This window comes from Salinisphaera shabanensis E1L3A (assembly GCF_000215955.2).
Lineage (GTDB): Bacteria > Pseudomonadota > Gammaproteobacteria > Nevskiales > Salinisphaeraceae > Salinisphaera > Salinisphaera shabanensis.
In genome coordinates this window covers 219,273-231,412 of record NZ_AFNV02000001.1, presented here as the reverse complement: position 1 = coordinate 231,412, position 12,140 = coordinate 219,273, and the positions used below count along the sequence as shown (strand labels likewise).

The window sequence follows — 12,140 nt, the reverse complement described above, 5'->3', positions numbered from 1 at the left end:
TTCGTGTTTGTTTTTCGCAAGGATTTTAACGATGACCGATGCCGATGCGCGCACGCCGCTATCGCAACTGCTGGCGAGCATGACGCTCGATAACGACGTCTCGCATGTACATGTACCCGATGACTGGCTGCAGGGCCGGGCGATCTACGGCGGGCTTACCGCGGCACTTTGCCTGCAGTCGATCTACGATCAGCACGGCCGCGATTTGCCGCCGCTGCGCAGCGTATTGCTGAGTTTCATCGGCCCCGCGGGCCCCGACGTCGCATTGCGCCCCGTGGTGGTGCGCCAGGGTAAGTCCACCGCGTTCATTACCGTCGACATGCTCAGCGGCGACAAGATCGCGGCGCGCGGTACTTTTTGTTTTGGCAAGGCACGGGATTCGAAGATCGCCCATGCCGATTTGCAAGCGCCGCAAGTCGCCGGGCCCGATGAGTACGAATCGTTCTTTCAGCGCGCCGGCCAGACTGCCCCCAACTTCACCCAGCATTTCGAAGGCCGTTTCGCCCGCGGTTCCATGCCAGTGACGCAGTCCGACGAGCCGGAATACGTTGTCTGGCTACGCCATCGCGATAGCGATATCGACCCGGTCGTGGTCGGCCTGGCCGCGTTGGCCGATGCATTGCCGCCGGCCGCGATGGCGAGTTTTTCCGAAGTTGCGCCGATCAGCACTATGACGTGGATGTTCGACGTGCTCGACGACGATCCCCGTACCGAGGATGGCTGGTGGCTAAGCCAGAGCGTGGCCGAGCATAGCGGCGACGGTTATTCCTCGCAGGCGATGCGCGTGTGGAACCGCGCGGGGCAGCCGATCGTGGTCGGGCGCCAGAACGTCGCGATCTTCCACTAACTACGCGTTGGGTCAGGCGCCAGGTCTCGGCATTTAACCGGATGGTTGCAGGCGGGCGGCGGAACTAGAGTCGGGAGCGTCTATTCCGAAGGAGTTCTGCCGCCATGAGTGATCAGAAACAACCCAAGCAATCCCAGTCCGAACAGCCCGGCGATGAATCGGCCATGCGCCCCGAGCCGGAATACATCCGCGACAGTTATCGCGCGACGGACCGGCTCAAGGGCAAGGTCGCGCTCATTACCGGCGGAGATAGCGGCATCGGCCGCGCGGTGGCGGTGCACTATGCCGCCGAAGGCGCGGATGTGGCGATCGCGCATCTCGAGGAACACGACGACGCCGCCGAGACGAAACGACTGGTCGAAGAGCGTGGTGCGCGCTGCGAGGTCTATGCGGGCGATGTGGGAGATCCCACGTTCTGTTACCAGATGGCCGACGATGTGCTCGCCGCGTTCGGCCGCGTCAATATTCTGGTCAACAACGCCGCCGAGCAATACGACTGGGACGACATCACCGAGATCCCGGACGACCAGCTCGAGCGCACGTTCCAGACCAACATCTTCAGCCATTTCTACCTGTGCAAGGCGTTGTCGGCACAGATGGGCGAGGGCGACACGATCATCGCCACCTCGTCGGTGAATGCGTTCAAGGGCAACGACACGCTCATCGATTATTCGGCCACCAAGGGAGCGATACAGGGGCTGGTTCGCTCGCTGGCGCAATCGCTCGTGGGGCGCGGCATTCGTGTCAACGCGGTCGCGCCTGGGCCGGTCTGGACGCCGCTGATCCCGGCCAGTTTCGATAAGGAGAAAACGGCGCACTTCGGCGGCCAGGCGCCCATGGACCGGCCCGCCCAGCCCAGCGAGATCGGCCCGGCGTATGTGTATCTCGCCTGTGAGGAGTCGTCCTACATGAGTGGCCAGACGCTACACCTCAACGGTGGGGTGATTCTCAACACCTGATCCGCCCTCGCCCGGGCGCTTTATCGATTGCGCCTGACACCAGAACCGGTATCAACCGAAAGCCCGGCACGCGCGACGTGTGCCGGGCTTTTTTGTTTCAAGCGTCGCACGACATCGGTTGCTAAAACCGATTGACCCTTTGGCGAATATAAATGACAATCATTCTCATTCAGGAGCAGAGTCGAGCCGATTCATGCGCGGCGGGCTTTAATTTCATCAGGGAAATAGGTGGGGAATGTCGAAGTTTGAATTCAATCGAGCGCGCGCAGGCGCTAGCAGTCGTGTTTTGACGCGTATCGGGGTATGCAGTGCGCTGGGGTTGAGCATGTCTTGGCTGCCGGCGATCGTGTTCGCCCAGTCTGCCGACTCACAAGACGCAGGCCAGCGCGCCGAAGCGCTGCCCGCGATCGATGCGGGCAGCTCCGCGCCTCAGCGTAACGAGCGCCTCGGCTCGCAGACACTCGCGCCGCTGATGGTGGAAGGTGAGGCGATCAACAGTGCGGACGCACCGACCGTGGGTTATTCTGCCGACGCCACGCGTGCGGCCACCAAGACCGACACGCCGCTGATCACCACGCCGCAGGCCATCGACGTCGTGCCGCGTGAGCAAGTCGAAGACCAAGGCGCGCGTACTGTCAACAACGCGTTGCGCTATACGCCGGGCGTGTTCACCGGCCTCGCTGGTTCCTCGTCGCGACAGACGACCATCGCGCTGCGTGGTTTTCCGGGTGGCGACGTGAACAACACCTTCATGGACGGCCTGCGTCTGGCCAACGACCCGGGTGGCTATTCCAATATTCAGATCGACCCGTTTTTCATCGAACGCATCGACGTGATCAAGGGTGCGCTGTCGGCGCTCTATGGCCGCGCGCAGCCGGGCGGGTTGGTCAATTACGTGACCAAGAAGCCGCTCGACGAGCCGCGACGGATGGTCAGTGTCTATGGCGGCAGCTTTGGTACCTATGGCGCTGGGCTGGACGTAACCGGGCCCTTGCCCGACCCGGAGATCGGCAACTATCGCGTCACGGTCAGCGGCGAGACCAGCGATACCCAGTACGACGTGGTCGAGCGCGAACGTTTCACGATCATGCCGCAGGTGAGCTTCAATCTCGCCGACGATACCTCGCTGCTGTTGCAGGCCTATGTCCAGCGTGATCCCGAAGGCGGTTTCCACGGTTCGGTGCCCTACGACATCAGTGTGAACGGCGATCGATTCCGTCGTACGGTCGATGATGAATGGGTGGACAGCGCGCGTAACTACGAAGAGTTCGACCGCGATATCAACCTGTTCTCGTACCAGCTCGATCACGAAGTGAACGACAACGTCAGGCTCACCTCGAAAGGCCGTTATGCCGACGTCGACACCTCGCTCAAACAGGTTTACCAGAACGGTTTTCTTGCCGATGTACCGCAGGCGACCATCGATTTCCGCGAGCAGTCGCCGGGCATCCCGACGGGCTACTACGACCAGTTTTCCCCCAACGCGCTCGATCGGTTCTATTCGCGGGCCGAAGAGAACCTCACCGCGTTGACCTTCGACAATTACGCCGAGTTCGGTTTCGATACCGGCGCTATCGAGCATCGCATGGTCGCCGGCTTCGGTTACGAAGAGCGCGACAATTCGGTGCGCTACGCCGGCGGGTATCTGGCGACGCCTCTCGAGGCCTTCGATCCAAATTATGGCGGCGATCCCATTCTTGATGACGATAGCCTACTGGCGCCCAACAACCGCCAGACCCGCCAGGTGGGGTTCTACCTGCAGGATCAGATGGAATGGAATCGTTTCCATCTGGTGCTGGGCGGGCGTCAGGACTATCTCAAGCGCGAGTACACGAACGGCACCACTGGTGACCAGGCCGATCGCAGCGACAGCGCGTTCACCGGCCGCGCGGCGCTGCTGTATCAGTCCCGTTTCGGTCTATCGCCCTATGTTTCGTATAGCGAGGGCTTCAATCCCACCGCGTATACCGATGCTGAAGGTGATGCCAGTGGTGAAGTCGCGCCGCCGGTCGAAAGCCATCAGTACGAAGCCGGCTTGAAATACCAGCCGCCCGGCGTGGATGCGATGTTCACGCTGGCCGTCTACGATCTCACTCAAGAAAACGTTCTCCAGCGATTCGGCGTGAGGCCGGCGCGCTTCGACAGCGTGGGCGACGTGGAATCGACCGGCATCGAGTTGTCTGCACGGGCGGATATCACTGATCGCCTCAACGTGATCGCGTCCTATTCGAACAGCGATGTCGAATATCAGGACAACTTTCCGGCTCAGGGCGTGATCGAAGGCAATACCTTCACGCGTACGCCGGATCAGCTGGCCTCGGCCTGGGCGAAATACGACCTCACGTCCGCCATCGACGTGGGCGCGGGCGTGCGCTATGTCGGCGAAAGCTACGCCGACGCCGCGAATACCGTCGAAGTGCCGGACTACACCTTGGCCGACGCCATGGTCAGCGTGAAACTGGGCGAGTTCGCGCCGTCGCTGGACGGCGCGACGCTGCGCCTGAATGCCAACAACGTGTTCGACAAGGAATACGTCGAGGCCTGCTTCAGTACCAACAACTGCTACTACGGCTATTCGCGTGAGGTGATCGCGACGCTCGACTATCAGTTCTAGAAGCTATTGCGTTCGGCCCGTTGTTTCAGCGACGACGGGTCGTTGAGGAATCGAAATAAAAGCGAGGGGAAAGAGTCCGCGCACGGGCGTGCGCGGGGCAATGCGTTTTATCTCGAAAAGGAGGATTGCGCCATGCGCACCTCGAACCAGGCCGCGGCCTTATACGGCGATGCGCCGGGCGATAGCATCGACATCGCCCGCCGGGCGCAGCTGTTCAACGAGCACAATCTCGATCTGTATCGGGATCAGGTCGATCAGGCTGTCGATGCGGTCGCCGCGGCGATACGGCGGGCCAAACGCGTACATAGCGGGGTGCGGCCCAGCGAACTCGCACCGGAATTCGAAGCCATCGATCTTGATGATGCTTGCGGCGATATGCCCGAGGCGTTGGCCGAGCTGCGCCGGCTCTATCTCGACCACGCGGTATATTTTCATCACCCGTGCTATGCGGCGCATCTGAACTGTCCGGTCCTGGTGCCGTCGATCGCGGCCGAGGTCGTGCTAAGCGCGATCAATTCGTCACTGGATACCTGGGATCAAAGCGCGGGTGCCACGTTCATCGAACAGAAGTTGATTGCCTGGACCGCACAACGTGCCGGGTTGGGTGCCGCCGCCGACGGCGTATTTACCAGTGGTGGAACGCAGTCGAACCTGATGGCGATGCTGCTCATGCGCGATGCCTGGTGTGCCCGCGAATACGGTCACGGCACGGTACAAAAGCAAGGCCTGCCGGCGGAGGCCTCGAAGCTAAGGGTGTTCGTGTCCGAAATCAGCCATTTCAGTCTGTCCAAGGCGGCAGCGCTGTTGGGGCTAGGCCACGATGCGATCGTGGGCGTGGCCTGTGACAAGGCCAAGCGCATGGATATCGCTGCCTTGAGCGCGGCGATCGCTGATTGTCGTGCCAACGGCAATATTCCGATTGCCGTGGCTGCGACCTGTGGCACGACCGACTTCGGTAGCGTCGACGACATGCACGCCATCGGTGCTGTCTGTCGCGCCGAACAGCTGTGGATGCATGTCGATGCCGCCTATGGATGCGGGTTGCTGGTGTCGAACCGTCATGCGCACAAGCTGGCCGGCATCGAGAACGCCGATTCGCTGACCGTGGATTATCACAAGTCATTCTTTCAGCCGGTCAGCTGCAGTGCGTTTATCGTGCGTCGCGGCGCCGATTTGGGGCTGATTACCCATCACGCGGATTATCTCAACCCCCGCGAGGCGGCGGCCGCCGGCACGCCGGATCAGGTCAACAAGTCGTTGCAGACCACCAAGCGTTTCGATGCGCTCAAGCTGTGGCTGACGCTACGCACCATCGGCGCCGAGGCGATCGGCGAGGCTTTCGATGGCGCGGTCGCGCTTGCGCGTGCGACCTACGAGCTCATGCTGGCCGAGCCACGTCTGGAATTGCTGCACCGACCGGCATTGAGCACCATCGTGTTTCGCTACCGGCCCTGTCTGACAACCCCGGAAGACGAGCTGGATACGCTCAATACGGCGATCCGTTCACAGCTTGCCCGCGACGGCGAAGCCATGATCGCGGCGACCCGAGTCGATGGCAGCCGCTATCTCAAGTTTACCCTGCTCAACCCGGCGACCACGGTCGAACAGATGGGCGAGATTGTGGATTTGATCGTTGCATATGGCGTGGCCAACCACTGTAGTTGGCAATCGATTGCCGCGGCTCCGGCCGCGAACCGGACGTATCGTCATCATGGATAAGCGCGCGCTGCCTATTCACGACGTGGCCGGCATCGGCATTGGGCCGTTCAATCTCGGGCTGGCCGCACTCGCCGCGCCGATCGACGATCTCGACGCCGTATTCATCGACGAAAACGACCGATTCGACTGGCATCCAGGCCTGCTGTTGGACGGTGCGACGTTACAAACTCCGTTCATGGCCGATCTGGTCACGCTGGCCGATCCCACCAGCGAATACAGCTTTCTCAACTACCTCAAGCAGACGGGTCGTATCTACGCGTTCTATATCCGCGAGAACTTTTTCATGCTGCGGCGTGAATACAACCAGTACTGCCGCTGGGTGGCAGAACGTCTGGACAGCCTCGTATTCGGCACGCGAGTCGTGGCCACGGACTACGATGAATCCGCCGGGTTCTATGTGCTTACGCTCGAAGACACGGCCAGCGGCGCCCAGCGCGAACTACGCGCCCGCGCACTGGTGCTGGGCAGCGGGCCGAGTATGTATGTGCCGGACTGTTGTCGCGACCTCGGCGATCGTGCCATCCATGCCTGCGAATTCGCCCATGCCCGCAACGCAATACAGGCCAGCGCTTCGATCACCGTGGTCGGCAGTGGCCAAAGTGCGGCCGAGGTCTTCCACGAGCTATTGCTCGACCAGGAACGCCACGGCTATCGGCTGGACTGGTTCACCCGTTCTCCGCGTTTTTTCGCGCTCAACTACGACAAGCTCACGCTGGAGATGACCTCGCCCGAGTATGTCGACTATTTTCACGGGCTCTCGGAACATCGACGGCACAAACTTGGAGAGGAGCACAAGGCACTCTACAAAGGTATCGACGAGTCGTTGATCAACGCCATCTACGATCTCATGTACGAGCGTGACGTGGCGGGTACGCTCGATGTCGGCCTACAGGCGAACGTTGAGCTGCGCGATGCTCGTCAGAGCGCAGACGCCATCGAACTGGATTTTTTCCAGCACGAGCAGGGCGCTGGCTTCACCCATCGCAGTGCGTCAGTGGTACTGGCCACCGGGTTCGCCTACCGCGTGCCGGACTATATCGAGGGAATTGCCGAGCGTATTCGTTGGGATGCGCAGGGTCGCTTCGATGCCTCGCGTTATTACGCCGTGGATCACGACAACGCCGATATCTTCGTGCAGAACGCCGAGATTCATACCCACGGCTTCGCGACCCCCGATCTGGGCATGGCCTGTTATCGCAACGCCTGCATTCTGCGTGCGCTGACTGGCATCGAGCACTACAAGATCGAGCGGCGGATCGCCTTTCAGCATTTCGCGGTCGACGAATCGGCACCATCCGCCGCCCGGCAACAACGCACCTCAGCCTGAAAAGCGTCTTTATTTTTCGACAAGGACATCACTTTGAACGCTAGACCTGTGCTTCAGGCACGCATGATTCCCGGTATCGGCGAACTGGCGATCACGCCGTTGGATATCGAGCGTCACGTCGCCACAGCCCACGCCTGGCTGCGCAGCGACCATGCCCACTTCTGGGGCATGCAGTCGTTCAGTGCCGGCCAGATCCATGACTACTTCACCGAACTTGCCGCGTCGCCCGATTTCGATGCCTTCATCGGCCTGCACGACGACCGACCCACGTTTCTGATCGAGCGTTATGCGCCGACCGCAGAGGCCATTGGCGATCACTACGATGTGCAGCCGGGCGACGTGGGCATGCACGTGCTGGTCGCCCCGGCCGACAAACGTATCCCCGGTTTCACCTGGGCCGTGTTCGTCCAGATCATGGATTTTCTGTTCAGCGACGAGCGCGTCGAGCGTGTCGTGGTCGAGCCGGATGTAAGCAACGATGCGATTCATCCGATCAACCGCCGCGCCGGCTTTGTCTATCACCGTCAGATCGAGCTGCCCGGCAAGACCGCCTGGTTTGCAACCTGTACGCGGGTCGATTACGACGCCGCGCTTCGCGATGCCATAGCAAAGGATTCTGCTTGATGACCCGTATGCCCATCAGCGCGACCGAACAGGCCGTTGCCCATCTCGATGCCCGAACCTGGGCCGCGGCGAATACCCGTATGGTCACGAAGATGATCAGCGAGTTCAGCCATGAATTGTTGATCACCCCCGTGAAAGACGGCGGCGACGATAACGTCTATACGCTGTCGCTCGATCACGGCGTGCGCTATCGCTTTGCCGCGCGTGTGCTCGAACTCGAGCATTGGCATATCGAGGCCGGTACGCTGGAAAGAACCGTTGGCGGCGCGCCTGCGCCACTGGATGCGGTCACCCTGATCACCGAGCTGCGTGAGGTGCTCGGCATCGGTCCCGCCGCGCTGCCGATCTATCTGGAGGAAATTACGGCCACGCTTTACAGCATGGCCTACAAGCTCGCTCACGGCGGCCCCGCAGCCGCGAATTTCGTCGACGGCGATTTCCAGCAGATCGAAGCGGCGATGATGGAAGGCCATCCGGCTTTTGTGGCCAACAGCGGGCGTATCGGTTTCGATAGCGTCGACTATCGTGCCTATACACCCGAAGCCGCCGCGCCCATCCGGTTGGTGTGGGTGGCCGCACACATTGATCGAGCCGAGTTCGCCTGCAGCGCCGACCGCAGCTACGGCGAACATATTACCGCCGAGTTGGACGGGGCGAATCACGAGGCATTTATCGATCGTCTGGTCGCACAAGGCCTCGATCCCGCCGACTATCTGTTCATGCCGGTTCATCCGTGGCAATGGCACAACAAGCTTGTCTATTTGTTCGCGGGCGAGATCGCGTCCCAGCATCTGGTGTATCTCGGTTTTGGCCAGGACACCTATCAGGCTCAGCAGTCCATCCGTACGCTGTTCAATCGTGACAACACTGAGCGCTGCTACGTGAAGATGGCGCTGTCGATCCTCAATATGGGCTTTACCCGCGGGCTATCGCCTTACTACATGCGTGGCACGCCGGAAATCAACGATTGGATAGACCAGCTCATTCGTGGTGATGCCTATCTGCAGAACAAGGGGTTTTCTATTCTGCGTGAGGTCGCGTCGATCGGTTATCGGCATCCGCAGTTCGAAGCCGCAGCACCCAAAACCGACGCCTACAACAAGATGCTGGCCGCGCTCTGGCGGGAAAGCCCGATCAACCAGATCGAGAAAGGTCAGCGCCTGATGACCATGGCCGCGCTGCTGCATCGCGACGCCAGTGATGCGTCCGTGATCGGCGCGCTCATCGATGCCTCACCGCTGGATATCGACAGCTGGCTGGCGCGCTATCTGGACGCCTACATGAGCCCGCTGCTGCACTGTTTCTACGCCCACGATCTGGTGTTCATGCCGCACGGCGAGAACATCATTCTGGTGCTGGAAGACAACGTGCCGGTACGCGCGATCATGAAGGATATCGCCGAAGAGGTCGGCATCATGAATACCGAGATCGAGCTGCCCGGTGAGGTTGCCCGGTTATCGGTGGAGGTGCCCGAAGAGCTGAAGGTGCTCAGCCTGTTTACCGATCTGTTCGATCTGATCTTTCGGTATATCGGCGCGAGTCTGCACACCGAACGCGGCTATTCGCAGCAGGCGTTCTGGCAGCAGGTGGCCGACTGTGTACGTAATTATCAGGTCGCCCATCCGGAATTCGCCGACAAGTTCGCGCGCTACGACCTGTTCGCGCCCGAGTTCAAGCGCTCCTGCCTGAACCGACTGCAGCTGCGCAACAACGCCCAGATGATTGACCTCGACGATCCGGCCGGCAATCTGCAGTTTGCGGGTACGCTGGTCAATCCGATTGCGCCACGGCCAGGCTGAAATCCGGCCGCGGCGCCTGCGCGCAGTTGGCCTAGGCCACCCAGGCCTGGGCCGAGTCGCGATCGGCCGCGCGGAAGGTTTCGCATTCGGTATTCGGCGAGAGCTTGTCGATCACAGTGGTGGCGGTACGAATACCTTCCACATCCGAGACCACGGCCAGCTTGTCGAAGCGCTCCCAGTGCTTGATCGCGTCCTTGAGCTCGTTGAACACGGTCGAAGCCGACATGCCGCCCAGCGACTTGATGTCGATATAAAGGCGTAGCTTGTCGTGTTTGGCGAGCTGTTCTTCCATCTTCGACAACACGTTCGAAAAATCGCGGGCGTTGATTTCGCCGTCGATTTCGATGGGCACGACGTAGTCGACATCGGGCTTGAACGGGGCAATACGCAGCATCGTGTAGCTCTACGGTTTCGAAATGAACCGTCACGCTATCAGAGATGGCCGGCGTTTCGATGACACGGGGCGAGGTGCGCCGGGCCGCCCGTGCGACACTCGGCGATCTGATTCGACACGAGCCGATTGGCATGGCCACACCAAGCACCACGCAAATGACGCTGGGCGCGTTTCGCGACGATATCCAATCCCGCGCCATGCCCGGCTGCGGGGCGGTGGCCGCCAACGCCGCCGCCGACGGGCTTGCACTGGTACTCAAGGGACTGCGGCTCACGCAGTCGAAAGATCAGGATACGCGCTGTGCGCGTTTGATCGCGCAGGCCCAGCAGTTGGTAACCCAGCTCAGTGGCTATGCGGACGAAGATATCGCCGCCTTCAAGGCCTATCTGGCCGCGAAGAAACACGCAGACGAAAACGATGCGGACAAGCGGCTGGATCGCGCCGTCGAACGCATCAATCAGGTGCCGTTGGAGACGGCGCGTTGCTGTCTTGAGCCACTCGAATACACCGAGCAGGCCATGGGCGACATCAAGCCGGCCCTGCAAAGCGATGCCCGTGCCGGCGCGCGGCTCGTCCATGCCGGCCTGTCGATGGTGTTGATCAACGTGGATACCAACATCGACGGGCTCGAAGACGAAGCCGAGCGGCGCCAGCTGGCCGGCCAGCGCGCCGCGCTACAGGCCGAGGCCGACCGGTTGCTCGAGCGTCTGCTTCGCGCTCGCTCGTAATCGCGCACGCCTTAACAATCAGGCACCGCAGCGTCATTTCTGATGTACAAAGTCCGGCACCAGGTCCGCGACGCCGATTTCAGTTACTTCGATCTCGCGTTTTGATGCCTTATTTGCGCTTCTTGGCGTTCATTTGCGGACAGCATGCTTGTATGAACGCGGCCGACCTCATACACAATTAACGCTATTTCTTGGCGAGTTAAGAACGCTCCCGCGAGCGGTCGATACGCGCGCGTTTGGCCGCGTATTCGGCCAGCGCACCCCAGTCCTTGTCGCCGTCGCCGTTGGCAATGATCTCGTTCAGGCTGTCGCGCAGCACGCCACCCAGCGGCAGCGGCACCTGGCGGTCGTTGGCCGCCGATAACGCCAGGCCCACATCCTTGTTGCCCAGTGTCGCCGGCATGTTCGCAGGCTTGTATCGGGATTCGCGAATCAGCCTGGCGTAGCTTTGATAGCCGAGGCAGGCGAACAGGGTATTGGTAACGATATCCAGGAACTTGCCGGTTTCGATGCCGTACACCTCGCCCAGCGCACAGGCTTCGCCCATGGATTCGATCGCCACGGCCAGCATGAAGTTGACCTGGATCTTGACCACGTTGGCCATCTCGGCCGACGCGCCTACCGGCCACACTTTCTGGCCCATATTTTCAAGCAGCGGGGTGACGGTTTCAATCGCGTGATCGTCGCCGGCGGCGAGGATATTGAGCTTGGCCGCTGCCGCGACATCGGCACGGCCCATCACCGGCGCGGCCACGTACTGCACGCCATGTTCGGCGTGCAGGGCGGCCATGCGTTGGGCAAAGGGTACGGACACCGTCGCCATGTTCACGTGAATAGCGCCGCGCTTCATCCTGGCAAGCGCGCCGGATTCGACGACCACCTTCTCGCTGACAGCATCGTCGGCGAGTATCGAGAACACCACATCGGCGTCCGCCACCGCGGCTTCAGGTGAATCCGCCGCGTGCGCACCGGCCTCACACAGCGAGTCGACCGTTTGTCTGGACCGGTTCCAGACCGTGAGATCGACGCCGCCGGCGACAAGATTTCTCGCCATGGGCGCGCCCATCGTGCCGAGCCCGAGAAAGGCTGTTTTCATGGATCGCTCCGGATCAACGTCATAAAAGCACGA

Annotated in this window: 10 protein-coding genes; 8 read left to right on the top strand and 2 right to left on the bottom strand. The window is 61.1% G+C overall.

The window, feature by feature from the left end; all coding sequences use genetic code 11:
* Positions 1–31: 31 nt before the first annotated feature.
* The 7 genes from SSPSH_RS01085 to SSPSH_RS01055 all read left to right on the top strand — a co-directional run bounded on the left by SSPSH_RS01085 (position 32) and on the right by SSPSH_RS01055 (position 9,889).
* Positions 32–847, top strand: coding sequence for a thioesterase family protein (locus tag SSPSH_RS01085; RefSeq protein WP_006913203.1), 816 nt, complete (start codon positions 32–34; stop codon positions 845–847).
* A 104-nt stretch (positions 848–951) separates the two neighbouring features.
* A complete protein-coding gene (locus SSPSH_RS01080; protein ID WP_006913204.1) occupies positions 952–1,806 on the top strand; it encodes an SDR family oxidoreductase in 855 nt (284 codons plus the stop codon).
* 325 nt (positions 1,807–2,131) lie between these two features.
* Positions 2,132–4,420 carry a TonB-dependent siderophore receptor gene (locus tag SSPSH_RS01075; protein ID WP_161627790.1) on the top strand — a complete coding sequence of 763 codons (2,289 nt, stop codon included), beginning with the start codon at positions 2,132–2,134 and terminating at the stop codon, positions 4,418–4,420.
* A 132-nt stretch (positions 4,421–4,552) separates the two neighbouring features.
* Positions 4,553–6,139, top strand: coding sequence for a pyridoxal phosphate-dependent decarboxylase family protein (locus tag SSPSH_RS01070; protein WP_006913206.1), 1,587 nt, complete (start codon positions 4,553–4,555; stop codon positions 6,137–6,139).
* Positions 6,132–7,466: a lysine N(6)-hydroxylase/L-ornithine N(5)-oxygenase family protein gene (locus tag SSPSH_RS01065; RefSeq protein WP_006913207.1), complete on the top strand. Its 1,335-nt coding sequence runs from the start codon at positions 6,132–6,134 to the stop codon at positions 7,464–7,466. Before SSPSH_RS01070 ends, SSPSH_RS01065 begins: the two co-directional genes overlap by 8 nt.
* 33 nt (positions 7,467–7,499) lie before the next feature.
* Positions 7,500–8,090: a GNAT family N-acetyltransferase gene (locus tag SSPSH_RS01060; RefSeq protein ID WP_021031263.1), complete on the top strand. Its 591-nt coding sequence runs from the start codon at positions 7,500–7,502 to the stop codon at positions 8,088–8,090.
* On the top strand, positions 8,090–9,889 hold the full coding sequence (locus SSPSH_RS01055; protein WP_006913209.1) for an IucA/IucC family protein: 1,800 nt from the start codon (positions 8,090–8,092) through the stop codon (positions 9,887–9,889). Before SSPSH_RS01060 ends, SSPSH_RS01055 begins: the two co-directional genes overlap by 1 nt.
* A 31-nt stretch (positions 9,890–9,920) precedes the next feature.
* Here the strand turns inward: SSPSH_RS01055 and SSPSH_RS01050 are convergent, their stop codons facing one another.
* Positions 9,921–10,283 (bottom strand): SpoIIAA family protein, encoded by a 363-nt coding sequence (locus tag SSPSH_RS01050; RefSeq protein WP_006913210.1) that lies wholly within the window; start codon positions 10,281–10,283, stop codon positions 9,921–9,923.
* 44 nt (positions 10,284–10,327) lie between these two features.
* Between SSPSH_RS01050 and SSPSH_RS01045 the strand changes: the two genes are divergently transcribed.
* The gene (locus SSPSH_RS01045; protein ID WP_006913211.1) at positions 10,328–11,011 is read left to right on the top strand and encodes a cyclodeaminase/cyclohydrolase family protein; all 684 of its coding nucleotides are present in this window, start codon (positions 10,328–10,330) and stop codon (positions 11,009–11,011) included.
* A 199-nt stretch (positions 11,012–11,210) separates the two neighbouring features.
* Here SSPSH_RS01045 and SSPSH_RS01040 read toward each other — a convergent pair whose 3' ends face one another.
* The gene (locus SSPSH_RS01040) at positions 11,211–12,107 is read right to left on the bottom strand and encodes an NAD(P)-dependent oxidoreductase (protein ID WP_006913212.1); all 897 of its coding nucleotides are present in this window, start codon (positions 12,105–12,107) and stop codon (positions 11,211–11,213) included.
* Positions 12,108–12,140: the final 33 nt, after the last annotated feature.

What these genes read in the sequence shown, in the direction of transcription:
- SSPSH_RS01085 (WP_006913203.1), top strand. Translation starts at nt 32, where the DNA reads ATGACCGATGCCGATGCGCGCACGCCGCTATCGCAACTGCTGGCGAGC.
- SSPSH_RS01080 (WP_006913204.1), top strand. Translation starts at nt 952, where the DNA reads ATGAGTGATCAGAAACAACCCAAGCAATCCCAGTCCGAACAGCCCGGC.
- SSPSH_RS01075 (WP_161627790.1), top strand. Translation starts at nt 2,132, where the DNA reads ATGTCTTGGCTGCCGGCGATCGTGTTCGCCCAGTCTGCCGACTCACAA.
- SSPSH_RS01070 (WP_006913206.1), top strand. Translation starts at nt 4,553, where the DNA reads ATGCGCACCTCGAACCAGGCCGCGGCCTTATACGGCGATGCGCCGGGC.
- SSPSH_RS01065 (WP_006913207.1), top strand. Translation starts at nt 6,132, where the DNA reads ATGGATAAGCGCGCGCTGCCTATTCACGACGTGGCCGGCATCGGCATT.
- SSPSH_RS01055 (WP_006913209.1), top strand. Translation starts at nt 8,090, where the DNA reads ATGACCCGTATGCCCATCAGCGCGACCGAACAGGCCGTTGCCCATCTC.
- SSPSH_RS01050 (WP_006913210.1), bottom strand. Translation starts at nt 10,283, where the DNA reads ATGCTGCGTATTGCCCCGTTCAAGCCCGATGTCGACTACGTCGTGCCC.
- SSPSH_RS01045 (WP_006913211.1), top strand. Translation starts at nt 10,328, where the DNA reads ATGGCCGGCGTTTCGATGACACGGGGCGAGGTGCGCCGGGCCGCCCGT.
- SSPSH_RS01040 (WP_006913212.1), bottom strand. Translation starts at nt 12,107, where the DNA reads ATGAAAACAGCCTTTCTCGGGCTCGGCACGATGGGCGCGCCCATGGCG.